The organism is Alkalinema sp. FACHB-956 (genome assembly GCF_014697025.1).
GTDB lineage: Bacteria > Cyanobacteriota > Cyanobacteriia > Leptolyngbyales > Leptolyngbyaceae > Alkalinema.
This window is the reverse complement of the sequence record NZ_JACJRC010000009.1, coordinates 48,715-65,857: the sequence shown is the minus strand read 5'-3', so window position 1 is coordinate 65,857 and position 17,143 is coordinate 48,715. Positions and strand designations below refer to the sequence as shown.

The 17,143-nt window shown below is 49.3% G+C and carries 21 protein-coding genes; 9 read left to right on the top strand and 12 right to left on the bottom strand.

Annotation, left to right across the window (positions count from 1 at the left end):
* Positions 1 to 26: 26 nt before the first annotated feature.
* The 4 genes from H6G21_RS26025 to H6G21_RS12015 are packed head-to-tail and all read right to left on the bottom strand — an operon-like array spanning position 27 to position 1,902.
* Positions 27 to 161, bottom strand: coding sequence for a hypothetical protein (locus tag H6G21_RS26025; protein WP_277875284.1), 135 nt, complete (start codon positions 159 to 161; stop codon positions 27 to 29).
* 58 nt (positions 162 to 219) lie between these two features.
* Positions 220 to 606, bottom strand: a complete 387-nt coding sequence (locus H6G21_RS12025) for a XisI protein (protein ID WP_190573654.1) — start codon at positions 604 to 606, stop codon at positions 220 to 222.
* Positions 573 to 1,007: a XisH family protein gene (locus H6G21_RS12020; protein ID WP_190573653.1), complete on the bottom strand. Its 435-nt coding sequence runs from the start codon at positions 1,005 to 1,007 to the stop codon at positions 573 to 575. Before H6G21_RS12020 ends, H6G21_RS12025 begins: the two co-directional genes overlap by 34 nt.
* 25 nt (positions 1,008 to 1,032) lie before the next feature.
* Positions 1,033 to 1,902 (bottom strand): PHP domain-containing protein, encoded by an 870-nt coding sequence (locus H6G21_RS12015; RefSeq protein ID WP_190573652.1) that lies wholly within the window; start codon positions 1,900 to 1,902, stop codon positions 1,033 to 1,035.
* Between the two features lie 108 nt (positions 1,903 to 2,010).
* Between H6G21_RS12015 and H6G21_RS12010 the strand changes: the two genes are divergently transcribed.
* Positions 2,011 to 2,259: a hypothetical protein gene (locus tag H6G21_RS12010; protein ID WP_199307177.1), complete on the top strand. Its 249-nt coding sequence runs from the start codon at positions 2,011 to 2,013 to the stop codon at positions 2,257 to 2,259.
* 274 nt (positions 2,260 to 2,533) lie between these two features.
* Here H6G21_RS12010 and H6G21_RS12005 read toward each other — a convergent pair whose 3' ends face one another.
* Both H6G21_RS12005 and H6G21_RS12000 read right to left on the bottom strand, forming a co-directional pair.
* Positions 2,534 to 2,821: a DUF6464 family protein gene (locus tag H6G21_RS12005; protein WP_190573763.1), complete on the bottom strand. Its 288-nt coding sequence runs from the start codon at positions 2,819 to 2,821 to the stop codon at positions 2,534 to 2,536.
* 188 nt (positions 2,822 to 3,009) lie between these two features.
* Positions 3,010 to 3,948 (bottom strand): calcium/sodium antiporter, encoded by a 939-nt coding sequence (locus H6G21_RS12000; protein WP_190573651.1) that lies wholly within the window; start codon positions 3,946 to 3,948, stop codon positions 3,010 to 3,012.
* Positions 3,949 to 3,977: 29 nt separating this feature from the next.
* Here H6G21_RS12000 and H6G21_RS11995 point away from each other — a divergent pair, with 29 nt between their 5' ends.
* Complete coding sequence (locus H6G21_RS11995) at positions 3,978 to 5,024, top strand: DUF389 domain-containing protein (RefSeq protein WP_190573650.1); 1,047 nt, start codon at positions 3,978 to 3,980, stop codon at positions 5,022 to 5,024.
* 161 nt (positions 5,025 to 5,185) lie between these two features.
* On the opposite strand, the gene H6G21_RS11990 is transcribed toward H6G21_RS11995, so the two are convergent.
* The 3 genes from H6G21_RS11990 to H6G21_RS11980 all read right to left on the bottom strand — a co-directional run bounded on the left by H6G21_RS11990 (position 5,186) and on the right by H6G21_RS11980 (position 8,797).
* Entirely contained in the window at positions 5,186 to 5,485 is a 300-nt protein-coding gene (locus H6G21_RS11990) for a YkvA family protein (RefSeq protein WP_190573649.1), read from the bottom strand.
* Positions 5,486 to 5,710: 225 nt separating this feature from the next.
* Complete coding sequence (locus H6G21_RS11985) at positions 5,711 to 7,177, bottom strand: cytochrome P450 (RefSeq protein ID WP_190573648.1); 1,467 nt, start codon at positions 7,175 to 7,177, stop codon at positions 5,711 to 5,713.
* A 171-nt stretch (positions 7,178 to 7,348) separates the two neighbouring features.
* Positions 7,349 to 8,797 (bottom strand): PLP-dependent aminotransferase family protein, encoded by a 1,449-nt coding sequence (locus H6G21_RS11980; RefSeq protein WP_190573647.1) that lies wholly within the window; start codon positions 8,795 to 8,797, stop codon positions 7,349 to 7,351.
* Positions 8,798 to 9,073: 276 nt separating this feature from the next.
* Here H6G21_RS11980 and H6G21_RS11975 point away from each other — a divergent pair, with 276 nt between their 5' ends.
* The 5 genes from H6G21_RS11975 to H6G21_RS11955 all read left to right on the top strand — a co-directional run bounded on the left by H6G21_RS11975 (position 9,074) and on the right by H6G21_RS11955 (position 12,006).
* The gene (locus H6G21_RS11975) at positions 9,074 to 9,259 is read left to right on the top strand and encodes a hypothetical protein (RefSeq protein ID WP_190573646.1); all 186 of its coding nucleotides are present in this window, start codon (positions 9,074 to 9,076) and stop codon (positions 9,257 to 9,259) included.
* 63 nt (positions 9,260 to 9,322) lie between these two features.
* Positions 9,323 to 9,664, top strand: coding sequence for a nuclear transport factor 2 family protein (locus H6G21_RS11970; RefSeq protein WP_199307176.1), 342 nt, complete (start codon positions 9,323 to 9,325; stop codon positions 9,662 to 9,664).
* Between the two features lie 42 nt (positions 9,665 to 9,706).
* Positions 9,707 to 10,210: a DinB family protein gene (locus H6G21_RS11965; protein WP_199307175.1), complete on the top strand. Its 504-nt coding sequence runs from the start codon at positions 9,707 to 9,709 to the stop codon at positions 10,208 to 10,210.
* A 115-nt stretch (positions 10,211 to 10,325) separates the two neighbouring features.
* Positions 10,326 to 11,039 carry an HNH endonuclease gene (locus H6G21_RS11960; RefSeq protein ID WP_190573644.1) on the top strand — a complete coding sequence of 238 codons (714 nt, stop codon included), beginning with the start codon at positions 10,326 to 10,328 and terminating at the stop codon, positions 11,037 to 11,039.
* 70 nt (positions 11,040 to 11,109) lie between these two features.
* A complete protein-coding gene (locus H6G21_RS11955) occupies positions 11,110 to 12,006 on the top strand; it encodes a 2-hydroxy-3-oxopropionate reductase (protein WP_190573643.1) in 897 nt (298 codons plus the stop codon).
* Between the two features lie 3 nt (positions 12,007 to 12,009).
* On the opposite strand, the gene H6G21_RS11950 is transcribed toward H6G21_RS11955, so the two are convergent.
* Together H6G21_RS11950 and H6G21_RS11945 are read right to left on the bottom strand one after the other, a co-directional pair.
* Positions 12,010 to 12,801 carry a peroxiredoxin-like family protein gene (locus H6G21_RS11950; protein WP_190573642.1) on the bottom strand — a complete coding sequence of 264 codons (792 nt, stop codon included), beginning with the start codon at positions 12,799 to 12,801 and terminating at the stop codon, positions 12,010 to 12,012.
* Positions 12,802 to 12,911: 110 nt separating this feature from the next.
* Complete coding sequence (locus H6G21_RS11945) at positions 12,912 to 13,505, bottom strand: Uma2 family endonuclease (RefSeq protein WP_190573641.1); 594 nt, start codon at positions 13,503 to 13,505, stop codon at positions 12,912 to 12,914.
* 311 nt (positions 13,506 to 13,816) lie between these two features.
* Here H6G21_RS11945 and H6G21_RS11940 point away from each other — a divergent pair, with 311 nt between their 5' ends.
* Positions 13,817 to 14,200, top strand: coding sequence for a hypothetical protein (locus H6G21_RS11940; RefSeq protein WP_190573640.1), 384 nt, complete (start codon positions 13,817 to 13,819; stop codon positions 14,198 to 14,200).
* A 239-nt stretch (positions 14,201 to 14,439) separates the two neighbouring features.
* On the opposite strand, the gene H6G21_RS11935 is transcribed toward H6G21_RS11940, so the two are convergent.
* Complete coding sequence (locus H6G21_RS11935; RefSeq protein WP_190573639.1) at positions 14,440 to 15,513, bottom strand: Ycf66 family protein; 1,074 nt, start codon at positions 15,511 to 15,513, stop codon at positions 14,440 to 14,442.
* A gap of 215 nt (positions 15,514 to 15,728) precedes the next feature.
* On the opposite strand from H6G21_RS11935, the gene gndA reads away from it, so the two are divergent.
* A complete protein-coding gene (gene gndA / locus H6G21_RS11930) occupies positions 15,729 to 17,138 on the top strand; it encodes an NADP-dependent phosphogluconate dehydrogenase (protein WP_190573638.1) in 1,410 nt (469 codons plus the stop codon).
* Positions 17,139 to 17,143: the final 5 nt, after the last annotated feature.

Sequence of the window (17,143 nt, the reverse complement as noted above, 5' to 3'; positions counted from 1 at the left end):
GTGTGCCTGGTTATGGGTGCGCCTGTTTATGGGGTGCCTGCGCCAGTTTCCCGCTTGACCCGATCGGCCTGTTCCTGCAATGGCCCCAACAGATCGATCGCCCCCAGCAAACCCGAGATCGGCCTTCCCTGATTACTTGTAGTGTCAACATCAGTGGACAATGACAGCCCCTCCAGATCACAACTTCCTGCTACAACCAGAAATTACCGCGATCGCACCTTACTCGATCGCATAAATCCCAAATTTTCTTAAAGACGGAGAATGAAACCCAATAACAATTTCCGACGGTTGGATTCCTGCGGTTGCCAGCAACGTATCTAAATCAAGATCAGTAATATTCTCCTGAATCCAAATTTTGTTATCAATAATATCAATATGAAGTACAGGCTTAAAAATACGCTTCCCAGATTCATCCCACCCAATATCTAAAACTTGATAATGGTCACCTTGCCCATCCATCAACGGGATACATTGAACAGCCTCCGTAGATGACCGCGCTGCATAATCCGTCAGTAAAGTTTGAATGACCTGACGATATACCTCAAGTCTAGACTGCTGATTTTCCTCAGACTTTAATGCAGCAACTTTTCGGGATTGGGTGACCATTGGACAATTTCCTCCAATCGCGTATCAACAAGTAAAAAATTGACCTGATTTTCCTCAAGGCTATCACGGAAAAACCGAGACTGGAAAAACCGATCGTAAACCTCGATTGGGAACCCCATGTAAAGAATTCGTTGCGGTTGTAGGCTCCTTAGAACCATTCGATAGTGGATATATTGACCGATTGCCTGATGAAATTCATAAACTAAACTGAGTGTAACAAAACTCTTCACCTCCACAGCAATTTGGATCTGGTCTTTCTGTGCTGCAAAAAACTGTTCTGCTCCTAAGTCAATCTCCAATCTAGTGTCGTCATATTTCAAAGTAATCGGCGCAACGTTTGTCCAGCCGTCTTTAACCAAAGCATTCCGAACCGTCGCATGAAAGATATCTCTACCTGACATTCAGAAGTAAACATCCTTTCCTTCTTCAAAATTTTTCTGTTTCCGCTTCCTGCTTGACCCGATTGGCCAAACCCTTCAACGACCCCAAAAGCTCGATCGGCACCTGCAAACTATTCAACGTCCCATGGGTATTCGACCCCGCGTAGGCAGGCTTTTCCGCCTCCGGTTTGGGGCCGTGGTAATCACTTCCGCCCGTTTTGATCAGCCCAAACGCCTCACAGAGTTGCTCCAGCTTATCCACCTGATAGGGACTGTGGTAGGGATGGTAAACTTCCAGTCCCATTAACCCCGCTGCCACCAAGTCCGGCAACACGGTTTCTACGGTACCCCCTCGGAACAGGTAGGGATGGGCCCAGACCGGCACCGAACCGCACGATCGCAGCAAGCGGATCCCCTCTACCGCCTCAAAGCGCTCATACTCCACATAGGCGGGTTTGCCGTCCCCCAGAAACTTATCAAAGGCCGTCTGGGAATCGGGCACGTACCCCGCCCGCACCATTGCTGCCGCCAGGTGGGGTCTGCCCGGAGCCATCCCTGGCCCCAACTCCGGCAACTCCACCGGATAGCCCAATGCTGCCAACTTATCCCGCATGGCCGCTGCCCGCCGCTTACGTCCTGACAGCCGATCCTGTAAGGGATCCTCTAGCTGTGCCCGATCGGGATAAAACCCCAACACATGCAGCGATTTGCCATTGTGCACCGTGCTCAACTCCAGCCCCGGCACAATTTCCAAATCCTGCCCTGTGGCGGCCTGCCGAGCCTCATCCCAACCGGCCATCGTGTCATGGTCGGTAATGGCCAGCGCCCGAACCCCTGCCGCGATCGCTGCATTAACTAGCTCCGTGGGGGTGAGGGTTCCATCGGAAAACGTCGTATGGCAGTGCAATTCCAGCATAGGTCGCAACTAGGGATCGTGTTTGTTCTAGTCTAACCTGCATAACGCCTACCCCTTGCTCCATATATATCACCAGAGAGATTGAGCAAGTGATGAGGGTTACCCCTAATGTTGCACCATCAAACGCACCATCAAACGCACCAGCAAATCGGCCCCCAATGGTTCCAAACAGTTGCTAAGTTAACGATTAAAACCACATTATTTCTTGCAACGGAATGGCTACTCGGTTCCGTCGGGCTAGATACCCTGGCTGACTACACAGAATTCCTATCCAGCCAAGCCGACCTTATGTTAGTCAGTCAAGCTGATGTCACGATTCTGGATCGTCCGATCGGTCAACTGAACTACGCCGCATAATCAAAAATCAACGATATTCCCGAAATTTAGCTTTCAATCTCTAAATATATTCTTATATCTATCTATTCCTAAGTTCATCTAGTTCTAACGCTATCTAGTTCTAATCTATCTAGTTCTAATAAATTCCAGGTCACTCTGTGGAGCACCCATAGGGAATCCCTCAATGCTATTGAGATCTCAACATAATCAAATAGTGCCCCCCATCTGATGAAGCTTGGAGATCGGCCCCTTTCATCCTGGCTCTCTCTCAGCTCTAGGTGCGATCGCTCAGCCATCATGGTTCGTAATGCAGACAGCCCTCACAGGGGCCGATCGGATTAATTGCGCAGCGTAAATAGGCCGAATGGGCATTATGCCGACAGTTCAAATCCCCGATCGTCAGCCTGGTGCGTGCTGTTTCAGATTGCGGGCCGTTGAGTACATGACGAATTTGACGACGATTGGCTAGCGTGATCGCCCGCTGCAAATCGTCCCTAGCCTGCGCCTCAAATTTCCGCATGAATAGAAGCGACCCAAACCAGGGCAACAAGCCTAAAACCAGAACCAGCACCACTTCGATCATAAGCAACACCACTCCATCGGAATGTCCTTACTGATCATTATGCGTAAACTCTTGAGAAATAGGCTCGTATTCTCCAGGAATTCATCCGGCAATAAATGACTAACTTCGATACCCATCTTAATCGATCACTGCTTTCCCAGACTAGACTGCTGTGTGCGCTGATTGCTCCTTAAATTTGTAAGAATAGATTAATTGATAGGAGTAGAAATCTTTTGTAGAATAGCCACTACATAGACTGCATAGAGTAAGAGTAATAAAACACCCCGTCGCCGTTCAATAAGTCCATTGCTAGAGGGAAAGGTAAACGCGATTGACAGCAAGCCAAATACAAGTGCGATCGCAACTTCCTGCCAATTTACAGTAATGGGAAACAGGATAGCAGCAATACCCACCACCCACAGGCTATTAAAAATATTGCTACCCAAAATAGTTCCCAAACCAATTTCCTCGTGGCCTCGCACCTTAGAAATAATAGCGGTTGCTAATTCTGGAACGGAGGTACCCATGGCGACGAGCGTGGCTCCAATCACAAATTCATCAATGCCAAATGAAAGGGCAATACCCTTAGCCGCAATCACAATCAAATGTCCTGCTGTGATTAGAAAGCACAAGCCGACAACAGAAAATGCAATGGCAAACTTGAACCGAGGTTCTCCTAGCATTTCCTCGGCAGCACTTTGTTGTTTACGCACTTCAACCAGTACGGTAATCATCCAAGTTCCGAACATTCCCAAAAGAATGAATCCATCTAGGCGTGAAAGAATTCCATCCAGAGCCAGTACCCCTATGACGATCGGTGTAATTAGGGCAATGGGAAAATCTCGCCTAACGCTATCTCGAGGACTTTGAATCCCTGAAATGACGAGCGATAGTCCTAGAACCAGTCCAACATTCACGATATTACTGCCTAAAACATCGCCTAGAGAAATCTGGGGTTGCCGTTCTATAGCCGCGTTAATCGCCACAGAGAGTTCTGGACTAGAAGTGGCAAAGGCTGCCACGGTCGCTCCAATAATCCCTGGGGAAACTCGCATCCAGTGAGCCATTCCAATGACGCCACGAACAAATAATTCTCCGCCAATTCCGGCGCTGAGAACGCCTATTATGAGAACAATATAATCACCCATCAATGTCTAAAACTCCGTATCGGCTATCTATGGTTAAGAAACGTGTATTAAGGGGTGCGATCCCATTTCTCCTTAAAGCGCAAAGGCGCTTTCAACTGTTTGCTAGAAGACATGCTAGGTTCAAAAAATCTGATGAACTGCTGGAGGAATTGATAGAAGAATCTGCCCTAAGCTTCAGTTACCTAATTTTAGTGGTAGGTTCCTGCATTATTGCAACGCTGGGGCTGCTGTCTAACAGTGCTGCCGTCATTATTGGAGCCATGATTATTGCACCCCTCATGTTGCCCATTCGCAGTTTAGCCTTTGGTGCCCTAGAAGGGGATATTTTTCTGTTTCGGCGAGGGCTTGTAGCGGTGATGGTGGGCACCCTCTTGGCGGTTGTGTTGACTTGGGGTCTAGGGATCATCGTTGGGATTTCTTCGTTCGGAAGCGAAATTTTAGCCCGATCGAAGCCTACTTTGCTAGATTTGGGCATTGCGATCGCTGCTGGCTGCATTAGTGGTTATGCCAAAACCGAACCCAAAATTTCGGGTACGTTGGCGGGTACCGCGATCGCTGTGGCATTGATGCCACCTATTTGTGTTATCGGATTAGGGTTAGCTTATTCCAACTGGCTTCTCAGTCTAGGTGCATTATTACTTTATTTAACCAACCTCTTAGGAATTACCCTTTCTTGTATGGTTGCGTTTCTCTTGATGGGATACACCCTCTTTACTCAAGCCCGTAAAGCATTGCTATTAGCAGCTATTTTAACGAGTGGTTTAATGATTCCTTTAGGGATTAGTTCTGTAGATCTGGTCAAGCAAAACCGCTTAGAAGCAAGTATCCGGCAAGCATTAGTCAATCGAACGGTCACATTCCAGCGTATGGATTTGATTCAGGCAGAAACCAATTGGCTAGTGCAACCACCGGAAATTCGCTTAACCGTTCGGAGTCAAGAAACGATAACCCCTAGACAAGTCGAGCTACTCGAAGAATTTCTTGAAAAATCTATGGGACAGCCATTTACGTTGGTTTTTGCAATCAGCCAGGTTACAGAAGTCCGGCGGCAACCGGTCATTTCTCCGTCCCCGTAATCCTATATTTATACTTATCTGCAAGCTTCAGCCATTAAAATCCCCCTCATCCTTAGCTGTTCAGAGCCACGAGAACAAGGGGGAGCCCGTTGACTAGCGACCGATCGGCATCACGGAGATCACCCTAGAGGAGGACACCAGTCGAACGATCCATGACCTAATTACTTCACTTCTACAACTTCTGCATCCACTACAGCGTTAGCCGCAGCGGTGGCCTTCTCTGCCTTTTGCTGTTTCACTTTAGCTGCACGATCCTTTAACAATTGTGCCATCTCCGTTGCTAGTAATGTAATCACCACTGCATCATCAATTTGACCAATGAAGGGCAGGAAATCCGGCGCAATATCGATCGGGCTTAGGAGATACAGCATCGTGCCGCCAATCACCCACCAACGATATTTAGGATTTGCGACTAGGTTGCGGTACCAGTTGTAGATCGACTCTAGGGAAAAGCTGGCCATCGATGAAGTCCTTGGGTTGTGTTGTTTGCTTACATCGTCATCTTCGCAAACGGACCCAGGAATTTCGAGAAATTTCCGGACGGTTCTCCGTAGGTATTCCGGTGTAGAAAACCTCACTGGAGAACTGCCTGTCTGATTTCGCCCAGAATCACCGCGATCGGCCAGCCTGAAAAGTTCCCGACGACCTAGTGTCCCGACGACCTAGTTCCCGCCCCCCCTAACGCCCTACTGCACCTGCCCCGAGGCAACGGAAACAGAATTGGGAGCCTTTCGACGACTTGTGACAACCATTCCCACATCCGTCTGTGGCCCAAAGGTAAACCCACGCCGACCAAGTGCTACTGGCCGAGAATCGACCGAGAGCATTTCATAGCGCTGTACCACATGGGCTAATGCCAATTTCATCTCCATTTGCGCGAGGGCAGAACCAATACAACGACGATTCCCGCCCCCAAAGGGGAAATACTCCGATGGGGCATACTGCCGCTCTAAAAAGCGCTCTGGGCGAAACTCATGGGGGTTGGGATACAAGTCTTCGCGGTAATGGACGAGGTAAATACTGGGCACCAGGGGAACATCCTCTGGAAAGGTTTGTCCTGCCAGCGTAATCGGCTCTTTGGGAATGCGGGGAAACAGTAGCGTAGCCACCGGATACATCCGCAAGGTCTCCTGGCAAACGGCATTTAAATAGGGCAACTGTAAAATTGCTAATGGATTGGCATTGTCACCTAGGCTAGCAATCTCTTGGCGCAGACGATCGATAATGGCAGGATTTTGATAAACCTGGTAGAGCATCCAGGAAATGCTGATGGCTGTCGTTTCATGGCCAGCTAGCAATAGCATCAGCAACTCTGACCGCAGTTCCTCATCATGCATCCCCTGGCCGTTTTCATCCCGTGCAGCCATGAGCAAACTCAGAATGTCTGTGCGATCGCTGTCTTCTGAGGCGCGACGCTCATCGATTTCTGCCTGAAGCAACTCATGCAATCTCTGCTGGCGTTTTTGAATGCGGGTCCAAGGATACCACTGTCCAAAATCCCGCTGCAAAAACTTGAGAAAAATAAAGCTGGCTCGAAAGGGAGAATCCAAAACATGGAGCCATGCCCGCATGAGGGGTGTTAACTCGTCGTAGCGCTCCCCTTCCCGTACTCCAAACACCACTTTAATAATGATCTTTAAACCCAGTTGGCGGGCAGCAGTCAGCATCGCGAAGGGCTTTCCGGGCTGCCATTGCTGGGTCGTGCTAGCAATGCTCTCTTCAATTTGCTGGGCATAGGTTTGCAACCGCTCTCCATGGAAGGATGGCATCAACAGTTTCCGTTTATTGCGGTGCGCCTCGCCATCCAGCATTAAGAGGGTTGTCGTGCCTAATAACGGTGAAATGAGGGTATTGCCGCGACCAATATCAAACTTATTCGGATCGCAACTCAGCAGTTCCTGAATCATCTTGGGATCACTGATGACCACCATGGAACCCAACCCACTCAGGTTAGCCGTGAAAACATCTCCGAATTGCTGACGACCTTGAACTTGATAGCGGACTGGATCAACGATCCAATCAATGAGTTGCTGAATGGGCGGTTTGGGAAGGCGATTAGGTAAAGGGTTGCTGTTATCTACGGTTGTATTGCCGGTTGTATTGCCCACAGTAGAACTATCTACAGCAGCGTCATCCACAGTTTTAATTTCCATGCGAGAGTATTCCTGCACCGTGTCATGTGTCATCACTATACCAATGAGTGATAAATTTCTTGTCATACTCCGGTTAGAGCTTAAAAGTTTTAGATCTGAGCTGCGAACAGATGCTTGAAATGATAGACCTGACGCGGGGTTGAGCCGATCGCGCTAGGATCAACCCGTAGGCTAGTGATGGGATTGCTGTTGGATCAAGCGCCCCAAAGTCTGCATAGCTCGATCGATTGTCTCTGACCACGGGGAGGCACAACTGAGCCGGAGACAGTTTTGAAAATGCCCGGTCGGGGAAAATAGATTGCCAGGAGCGACGCTAATGTGATGGCTGAGGGCGTCTTCAAATAATTGCATAGCGTCAAAACTCGGCGGTAATTCTAGCCAGAGAACATAGCCCCCTTTCGGGCGCGAAACCTTAGTCCCTGCTGGGAAATACTCACAAATGGCTTGGGTCATCCGCGCAACTTGTTGCTGGTAGGCTCGTTGCATCTGGCGCAGGTGACGATCGTAGCCACCATTGCCCAAAAAAGCCGCGATCGCCAGTTGTGGAGGAATTCCGGTGGTCCAATTCATGGCCATTTTCAGTTGGGCAATTTGCAGGTGATAGCGTCCCGGTAGAACCCAGCCAATCCGCAGACCAGGGGACATGGTTTTGCTCGCAGAGGCACAGTACAGAACCCGATTTTCTGTATCAAAGGCTTTGATTGCCTTGGGGCGCACGCCATCAAAGGCCAGATCGCCATAGACATCATCTTCAATTAACGGTTTGTCATAGCGATTAAATAAATCCAGCAATTGCTTTTTTTGGTGATCGTCTATACAACTGCCGAGGGGATTGCTGAAGTTGGACACGATCGCGCAGGTGGCTATTTGCTGTTGTTGTAGTGCGGTTTCCAAGTGGGCTAGGGAAATGCCGTCCTTGGGATGGGTGGGAATTTCCAAGGCTCGCAGGTGTAGGGATTCCAGAATTTCCAGTAAGCCGTAGTAGGTGGGGGATTCGATCGCGACGGTATCTCCCGGTTGCGTGACCGCCCGTAGGGACAGATACAGCGCTTCTGCGGTGCCATTGGTGATAATCACATCTTCCGGCGTCAGGGAACAGCCCGCATTAAGCAACCGACGGGCGATCGCTTGGCGCAGTTCGGGCCGTCCCTCCGGCTGACCGTAACCATGGGCGATCGTGGGATTGGCCCGCAGCACCTGTCCCATCAGACGGTTAATCGCCGAAATTGGTAGCAAATCCAAGCAGGGTACGGCAGCTCCCAAGGTCACATTTTGCGGATCGCGTAGGGTGGCACTGATGCGAAAGGCGAGGGAAATTTTGACGGGCGTAATCTGTTTCGGTTGGGCGATCGCGTCGGGTTCTGCGGGAACGGTGAGGGGCGATCGCTTAACGAAGTAGCCGGACTGGGGCCGAGCCATAATCCAACCCTGGTCTTCCAGCACCCGATAGGCTTCCAGCACGGTGGAGATACTGACGGAGAGTTGTCGATGCAATTTGCGCACAGAGGGCAGGCGATCGCCGGGTTGCAGGGTGCCTTCGGTGATTAAGTCCTGGATGCGTTGGGCGACTTGTTCGTACAGCGTTTTGGTTGCAGACGGCTCAATCAGTTGCAGGTTCATGGGGCTCGGCTCCTCACAGTTGGCTGACGAAAATCACAGATGAATTTCACAGACGCGCATTACAGACGCGCATCACAATCACACATCACAATCACGCATCACAGTCATGCATCACAATCACGCATTACAGTTACTAGCATTTTCAACCAGTACAGTTCTATTTTTCTCAACTGTACCCATTACAATTTAGCAAAACTGCATCTGTTTGGACGGAGGAAACTTTGTCATGATGAAACCAGGAAACAACGTTTAGGAAAAACGTTCAGGAGGTGACCGATGAATCTTAAGCAGATTTGGGTAAACCTACGACGATCGATCGAGGGCAATCGCTACCCGCAAGTCGTCACGAAGCATAATTTAACAGGCGATAGTTATTTTGAAGTGTACGATCCTGTCGATAGTAAAGTCAGTTCTTTTAGTTCTTCACGAGAAATTCGAATTTGGCTTGATCAACATCACTGATAGGATTTCAATTCAATTATCTTCCTAATCTCTGTGCAATTGTGAAGCTATATGGATGAAGCAATGGCAAGTCAGTTAGTCCAAGCATGGTTTGCTGCATGGAATAATCATGATTTAGATGCAATTCTGTCCCACTATGCGGAGGATGTGGAATTTCAGTCTCCCTTTATTACTAAGTTATTGGATGAGCCATCGGGTAAGATTACCGGAAAAGTAGCCCTGAGAGACTATTTTGCGAAGGGATTACAAGCTTATCCTGACTTGCATTTTGAGCCGATTCAGACTCTTTTTGGTCTAGATAGTTTGGTGCTGTATTACCGCAGTGTTAATCAATTGCTTGCCGCAGAGTTAATGGTTCTCAATGATCAGGGGTTAGTGATTCAGGTTAAGGCTCATTATCGCTAGTTGTGTGTTCCCTTCTTAAGCATCAATCGCTGAGTAGCAATCATGGATAGAACTTACTACACCACCATGGCGGAGTACAACCAATGGATGAATCAGAAGCTTTATGCCATTGGTGAATTGATTGCTGATGCCGATCGCAAGGTCGATCGGGGCGCGTTTTTCCAATCGATTCATGGAACGCTGGATCATATTCTATGGGCCGATCGAATGTGGCTTTCTCGCTTTATGCAGCAAACGCCTCCAGCAGTCAAGTTAGGAGAATTACTCTATCCAAATTTTGAGGATTTGCAACAGCAACGATTCATCACCGATCGAGCCATTGTGGCCTGGGCGGAAACGCTGACCCCGGAATGGCTGAATCAAGTTTTTACTTGGCGGAGTGGGTTGGATGGTCAGATCCGATCGCATACGGCTTGGATTCTGGTCACCCATTTTTTTAATCATCAAACCCACCATCGTGGCCAAGTCACAACCCTCCTAACGCAATTGGGCCATGACATCGGTTCAACGGATTTGCCCTGGATGCCCAGCTTAATGGAACAATAGCAACTTGATTTGATTCTTCCAAAATCTATCAGTATATGTGTCGATAAATTTTGCAGTGCCATCATACTTCTCAACACAGTTGGGCATTATAAACCTATGTTGTTAACGGGTAATAATGATGTCTTTGGAAACGCAACTGCATGAAGAAATGTTGGCTATGTACTATAATGTGGGGCGTGAGATTGGTTACTGGGCACATCGGTATTTACAACGGGTCAGAAAAGTGGGTGGGTTACAAGCTGCCAAGGATTGGTTAAAGCCAACCAGTAGTCCAACCCGTGGATTGCAACGACTAGCAGCAGTCAATCGCTTAGATTTATCCTTAGAAGTTTTTGTTCTACAGGAACCCTGGTCAAGCCTATTTACGAAGGAAGAATTACAAGTCGCACGGCAACGAATCAATCTCATATCAGGCGGTCAGTTAGCAGAAGAAGTATCGACCGCCTCTGATTCAAATTTATTAGAAGGTGCAGTTCATAAGGTTACTATTAATGCCTATGAACGTAATCCCGAAGCCCGTAGACGCTGTCTTGAAAAACACGGCTACAGTTGTTTTGCTTGTAAATTCAACTTCAAAGATTACTATGGCGAAACGGCTGAAGGCTTTATTCATGTTCACCACATCATACCTTTATCGGAAATCAAGCAAGAATATACAGTTGATCCCATTAACGATCTATGCCCCGTCTGTGCTAATTGCCATGCAGTGATTCATTTAGGTGGTGTCACGCGCACCATTGAGGAAGTAAAAGCAATGATAAAAGCCAATCTTGAAAAACGCCAATCTAAAATTATTAGCGAGGTCAGTCAAGGGTCAGATTCTATTTAGAAGTTGCTTTGTGGATTGATCTATAATTTTTCAGGTGTAACGCAACTGTAAGTCTACAACTGCAAAAGTTATGGAACGGATTGGCTTTATTGGCTTAGGCATTATGGGTAAACCGATGACGCGCAACTTGCTGAAGGCAGGTTACACAGTCACGGTGTACAATCGCAGCCCAGAGCCGATCGCGGAATTGGTCACCGAAGGCGCGATCGCTGCAACATCGCCCCAACACCTAGCAGAACAGGTGGATGTCGTCATTACCTGCGTCCCCGATTCGCCGGATGTGGAAGCGATCGTCCTGGGAGATCGGGGTGTCATTCACGGTGTGCGATCGGGCATGCTCTACATCGACATGTCCACGATCGCGGCAGCCACCTCCCGCAAGCTCTACACGGCCTTACAAGCGAAGGGAGTCAGCGCATTGGATGCACCGGTTTCCGGCGGAGATATTGGCGCACAGCAGGGCACCTTATCGATCATGGTCGGGGGGGAGCAAACTGCCTTCGATCGGGCTTTACCGATTCTGCAAGTTCTGGGTAAAAACATCGTGCGGATTGGCGATGCGGGCGCGGGACAAGTCACCAAGGCTTGTAACCAAATCGTCGTAGCCCTTACCGTTCAGGCTGTGGCCGAAGCATTCACCCTCGCGCAAAAATCCGGCGTTGACCCCGCCAAAGTCCGGGAAGCCCTGCTGGGTGGGTTTGCCCAAAGTCGAGTCCTGGAAGTCCACGGCCAAAAAATGCTCGATCGGAATTTCAACCCTGGCTTTAAGTTAGATTTGTTTCGTAAGGACATGAATTTAGTTCTGCAAACTGCACGGGAAGAACAGCTAGCCCTCTTAGGAAGCGCACAAGTCACAGAATTGATGAACGCATTACAAGCCCAAGGTAAAGGAAACTTGGACTTTCTATCAGTTTTAACGCTCTATGAAATGCTGAGTGGAATGCAAGATCCTGAATCGATCGATTAGACTTCAGGAAAGCTCTAAAGACTCTAAGAACGACAATGGCTGGCTCATATTCTTTGCAAAGCCGAGAATACCCCGATCGCGGTGTTCATAAATCAACGTCCCCTCGCTGTCAAATAAAAAAGTGCCTCCCCGTTGGGTAATCCATTGCACATCGGGCACATAGGTCTGCCAATGACCCAGCACTTCCACCATATTTTTTAGCCGCACCGTCGCCAGTTCAAAGGGCCGCTGAAACCCACTGCCCCCCGCCCTTTGGAAAAAGCGTCCCTGAATTGGCGGCAACGGTTTAGCATGAATCACCTCATCATCCGCAATCAACTGGGGAGCCGATCGATCGCCTAAATACCCACGAAACACCTCCCGCAACGTCCCTGGACTGCCAATGCCTGCACACATGAGTAAGAAATTGACCCAAGCATTCCCCGCCGGAGACACCCCTGGAAGTTTCAATGTTAGCCCCGGATAAAGTCCCAAGTCTTGATGAATGGAGGCGATGGGATCGAGAAACAAATTTTCAGATGGAAAATTGGTGTAATTGCAAAAGCGCTGGCCTCCTTCACGATCGCCAATCGCGATCGCGCGAACGACAATCTTTCGAGCCTCCAAAAGTTCCCGTTCCCGCTTTAGCCAACTGGCATATTCCACACTATCAAAGTCTCCCAATTGCGGCCACACTAGTACCAACACTCGTGAAGGAGTGGATGCTAATGCAGACACATCTAATACAGGTACGATTGCGCCATCACTCACCCGCTGGAGTTGCAACACCTGGAACTGGGAATAGAGATCACTCATGGCTCACACAATGTAAGATCTACAAACATAAAAAATAACATTTTAGAAAGCTGGAAGAAGCATAGTTGAAAACTAAAAAGACTGCCCAACAAATCTATGATGCCTATCTATTAAGACATTGCTTCTCCATGCTGAATATCAAACACAATTTCCTCATAAAATTGCTCGATCGGTAAACTTAAACCAATGCTTTTCAGCTCTACGAGATCACCCGATCGATAGCTTAAAATCAGCCAATCACCTGCCTCATTCTTATGGTAAATATCGATCGCGATTTCTTCGGAACTCACTAAAACATAATCTACTAAATTTGGGTTGCGGCGATACTTCTCAAACTTCTTACCTCGATCGTACGCTTCAGTACTACTCGACAAAACCTCCACAATTAAACAGGGATAAGTAATATAAAAGGCATTCTCCCGATCACGATCGTCACAAGTCACACTGAGATCAGGATAAGTATAGTTAGGCGTATTGAGAATATTAACCTTTAAATCTGAATTAAAAACATTGCACTGACTACCTCGCAAATGGGATTTCACTAAAGTAACGATATTCAACTTAATCGCACTATGATTTTGAGTTCCACCCGCCATCGCATAAACGCGACCATCAATGAGCTCGTGCCGCTCTAACTGCTGCGCTTCCCAGGCGAAATACTCTTCCGGCGTAAAGTACCGATCGTTCTCTCTTGCTGCGACCATGGGATCCCTCCAGTTATACACAGTGTAGAAGGTGACTTTTTGCACAGAGAATCTCGTTTGATCGTACAGACTGCACAAAAGTTGCCTCAGTCATCATTGCCTCAGTCATCATTATCAGTGACCATGATATTGAGTAGCCACAGTTGACAGTTATTGATCGGACAGTTATTCATCACCTCAGCTTTTACGATCGCAACAAAATAAACAGCAGTTCTACGGGTGACGAGCCAATTTACCCTGGCCTATAACCACCTTAGAACCGTAGGGATCATCTTCGCTTAGATCCCTCAAAATGCACTTTAAGGAATTCTATGACGATGCGTGTTTTGCCGAGATTGGTTATCGCTGGGTTGATGGTGGGTTCTCTGCTGGTGCCCTTGGCAAGTCCAGCCAGAGCCGAAAAATTTGCCTGTGATGATCTAGTAGAAATGGCTAATAGTTTAGACGAACTGTCCGATGCCATGGAATCCGGCGTGGAAATCAAACAAGACAGCCCGGAAGATAAAGCCCTGCGATCGGTCGTGGATGCATTGTCTGATGCCGCTAAGATTGAAGGTAACCAGGCGCTCTATGATGCAGTCGAAGAGATGGATCAAGCGTGGCATGCCATGGATCGCTCAGGCTTTGTAGCCGCCGTCGATCGTGTCACCACAATTTTTGATGGACTGCGAGCCAACGAGTGCCCTGCTAATTAGTCCTGGTAGTCAGTCCTGCGTCCTACTAACTGTCCTACTTGTTCTACTGGCTGCACCGCGTCAATCCGGTCGCAAGACGGCAGGAAGGGAGTCAGCTGTGAAATCATAGGCCGTGAAACTAGGAGGGCCGATCGAATCTTGGTTCGATCGGCCCTCCTGTTTGGTCAATGGAATTCGCTAAACCGATTAGCCCTCACAGACAAAGGATCCGTTGTGAGCCTTCACGCTACAGTGGCAGATTACGCTTCATCCTGGGATCGAGGTTTAGGACGTTTCAGGTTAGGTTGTTCTTCCACCACCTCAGCCACGACGTCTTGAGCCGCTTCCGCAACATCCTCCAGTTTGTCCTGTACTTTGTCTTGTACGGCCTCGCTGTCTTGTACGGCCTCGCTCGTTTCTTCCACAACGTCCGCTATCCCCTCAACTGCGGTATCTACTTGCTCCACCACAGTTTCCACGATCGCCTCAACGGTGGTTGCCCCCTGCTCCACTTTTTCCGTCACGACCTCTTGGACGGCTTCGGCAGTGTCGCTGGCTTTTGCTTGCAGGGTTGCCCCAGTGTCTTTGAGGCTGTCCGCGATGGCTTCGCTGACTTCACTCGCTTTCTCCGACACCTCACCAAAATCGAAGTCATCATCCACATCGGTTACTGGAGGCTCCTTCTCCTGGAAATCCTTCCGCACGTAGGTTTCCTTGTTCTTCGGTGTGCTGAGTCCTCCCGCAAAGGATTTTGCCTTGTCCAGCATGGATCCAAATGAACTAGCTTTTCCCTCGCGATTGGACGGCCCATTGGAAGCGTCTTGAACGATCGGCGGCTTAGCAAAATCTTCTCGGGTTAGAGGTTTTTCTACAACCGTAGTAGAAGCCTCAGTAGAAGCCTCGCTGGAGGTATCCGTTTTATCGCTGTCCACCTTGCTGGCAACTTCCTGAACCTTTTCTTGGACTTTACTGAAAGCCCCTTGAGCTTGATCCTTCAGTTTATTTAAGCTCTCAGGATCCACTAAGCCCTGAATACGATCGCGAATTTGTGACACTTTTTCAGCACTAGCCCGTTGATCTTCCGGTACATCCTCCCAGCGAGCCTGCATGGCCTGCCAGCCCAACCAACCGATCAGCGCGACGCTGGCGATTTGGCCCAGCAAGACGCCCCCTGTAATTCGCCCCGCACAGACCCAGAGCACCAGGGCGTAGAACAGCCCTACCCCGCTCCAAATCATGTCATTTTTGCGGGCGATCGCGGGTACAACAAAAGATGCACCGTATAGCCCAAGACTGCTAAGACCCACTGCCAATGCTAAAAGATATGTCAGCATATCGCTGCTCCTAAAACGGTCATTTCTTAAAGGATGTCGAAGGAAAGACTCTGGGGCACAGTAGAGGTTTCCGAAAAATAGGGTTCCCAAACCGCCCGATAGACCTTCTCTCTCGATCAGATTTAATCCTCTCTTCAGCGTTGTCCCATAAAGGGCACGTTACCCTGAAATTAAATTGCGATCGTACCCAACGTTTATAGAGTGAAACAAAACTTATGACTCAGAGCTTTGGAGTAATTGGACTCGCTGTGATGGGCGAAAACTTGGCGCTGAATGTTGAGCGCAACGGATTTCCGATCGCAGTCTACAACCGCAGTCGGGAAAAAACCGACGAATTCATGGCCACAAGGGCCGTGGGCAAGAATGTGAAAGCGGGATACACCCTGGAAGAATTTGTGGGTTTGCTGGAGCGCCCCCGCAAGATCTTGATTATGGTGAAGGCGGGTGCACCCGTGGATGCAGTGATTGAACAACTCAAGCCGCTGCTGGATGAAGGCGATATTTTAATTGACGGAGGAAATTCGCTGTTTACGGACACCGAGCGGCGAGCCAAGGACTTGGAATCGGCCAAGTTCACCTTTATTGGCATGGGCGTCAGCGGCGGCGAAGAAGGGGCACTGAATGGGCCGAGCTTGATGCCGGGGGGAACGAAGAGTGCCTACCAATACCTAGAACCGATTCTGACCAAAATTGCGGCCCAGGTAGACGATGGCCCCTGCGTCACCTACATTGGCCCCGGCGGTGCGGGCCACTACGTCAAGATGGTGCACAACGGCATCGAGTACGGCGATATGCAGTTGATCGCTGAAGCCTACGACCTGCTGAAAAACGTGGCCGGCTTAAACGGGGAGCAGCTACACGAGGTCTTTTCTGCCTGGAATGCCACCGATGAATTAAATTCCTATCTCATCGAGATCACCGCTGATATTTTCCGCAAGTCGGACAACGGATCCGGCAAGCCGCTCGTGGAAGTGATCCTGGATGCCGCAGGGCAAAAGGGCACCGGACGCTGGACGGTGAATAATGCCCTGGAACTAGGGGTGGCGATCCCGACGATTACCGCAGCGGTGAATGCGCGGATCCTCTCTTCCATCAAGCAGGAACGGGTCAGCGCAGCGCAAATTCTCTCGGGCCCGATCGCGAGCTTTACCGGAGATCAAGCGGCCTTTGTGGATAAGGTCCGGGACGCGCTTTACTGCTCCAAGATGTGTTCCTACGCCCAGGGCATGGCGTTGCTCAGCGCGGCGTCCACGGCCTACAACTTCAATTTGAATCTGAGCGAATGTGCACGAATTTGGAAAGGAGGATGCATCATTCGGGCGGGATTCCTAGACAAGATCCGGGCGGCCTTTAGTGAGGATCCCAATCTGGCCAACCTGTTGCTGGCTCCGGAGTTCAAGCAAAGCATCCTCGATCGCCAGTCCGCTTGGCGGGATGTGATTATCGAAGCGGCCAAGTCTGGGATCGCAGTTCCGGCCTTCAGTGCATCGTTGGATTACTTCGACAGCTACCGCCGCGATCGCCTACCGCAAAACCTGACCCAAGCCCAGCGCGATTACTTCGGGGCGCACACCTACGAACGGATCGACAAAGCAGGGGTCTTCCACACGGAATGGCAGTCATAATTCCC

Excerpts from the sequence above, each read along its gene's own strand:
- H6G21_RS12000 (WP_190573651.1), bottom strand. The coding sequence starts at position 3,948 with ATGGGTGATTATATTGTTCTCATAATAGGCGTTCTCAGCGCCGGAATT.
- H6G21_RS12025 (WP_190573654.1), bottom strand. The coding sequence starts at position 606 with ATGGTCACCCAATCCCGAAAAGTTGCTGCATTAAAGTCTGAGGAAAAT.
- H6G21_RS11940 (WP_190573640.1), top strand. The coding sequence starts at position 13,817 with ATGACGATGCGTGTTTTGCCGAGATTGGTTATCGCTGGGTTGATGGTG.
- H6G21_RS12005 (WP_190573763.1), bottom strand. The coding sequence starts at position 2,821 with ATGATCGAAGTGGTGCTGGTTCTGGTTTTAGGCTTGTTGCCCTGGTTT.
- H6G21_RS11965 (WP_199307175.1), top strand. The coding sequence starts at position 9,707 with ATGGATAGAACTTACTACACCACCATGGCGGAGTACAACCAATGGATG.
- H6G21_RS11995 (WP_190573650.1), top strand. The coding sequence starts at position 3,978 with ATGGTTAAGAAACGTGTATTAAGGGGTGCGATCCCATTTCTCCTTAAA.
- H6G21_RS11945 (WP_190573641.1), bottom strand. The coding sequence starts at position 13,505 with ATGGTCGCAGCAAGAGAGAACGATCGGTACTTTACGCCGGAAGAGTAT.
- H6G21_RS11985 (WP_190573648.1), bottom strand. The coding sequence starts at position 7,177 with ATGGAAATTAAAACTGTGGATGACGCTGCTGTAGATAGTTCTACTGTG.
- H6G21_RS11960 (WP_190573644.1), top strand. The coding sequence starts at position 10,326 with ATGATGTCTTTGGAAACGCAACTGCATGAAGAAATGTTGGCTATGTAC.
- H6G21_RS11975 (WP_190573646.1), top strand. The coding sequence starts at position 9,074 with ATGAATCTTAAGCAGATTTGGGTAAACCTACGACGATCGATCGAGGGC.
- H6G21_RS11990 (WP_190573649.1), bottom strand. The coding sequence starts at position 5,485 with ATGGCCAGCTTTTCCCTAGAGTCGATCTACAACTGGTACCGCAACCTA.
- H6G21_RS11970 (WP_199307176.1), top strand. The coding sequence starts at position 9,323 with ATGGCAAGTCAGTTAGTCCAAGCATGGTTTGCTGCATGGAATAATCAT.
- gndA (WP_190573638.1), top strand. The coding sequence starts at position 15,729 with ATGACTCAGAGCTTTGGAGTAATTGGACTCGCTGTGATGGGCGAAAAC.
- H6G21_RS12020 (WP_190573653.1), bottom strand. The coding sequence starts at position 1,007 with ATGTCAGGTAGAGATATCTTTCATGCGACGGTTCGGAATGCTTTGGTT.
- H6G21_RS12010 (WP_199307177.1), top strand. The coding sequence starts at position 2,011 with ATGTTGCACCATCAAACGCACCATCAAACGCACCAGCAAATCGGCCCC.
- H6G21_RS12015 (WP_190573652.1), bottom strand. The coding sequence starts at position 1,902 with ATGCTGGAATTGCACTGCCATACGACGTTTTCCGATGGAACCCTCACC.
- H6G21_RS11955 (WP_190573643.1), top strand. The coding sequence starts at position 11,110 with ATGGAACGGATTGGCTTTATTGGCTTAGGCATTATGGGTAAACCGATG.
- H6G21_RS11950 (WP_190573642.1), bottom strand. The coding sequence starts at position 12,801 with ATGAGTGATCTCTATTCCCAGTTCCAGGTGTTGCAACTCCAGCGGGTG.
- H6G21_RS11935 (WP_190573639.1), bottom strand. The coding sequence starts at position 15,513 with ATGCTGACATATCTTTTAGCATTGGCAGTGGGTCTTAGCAGTCTTGGG.
- H6G21_RS11980 (WP_190573647.1), bottom strand. The coding sequence starts at position 8,797 with ATGAACCTGCAACTGATTGAGCCGTCTGCAACCAAAACGCTGTACGAA.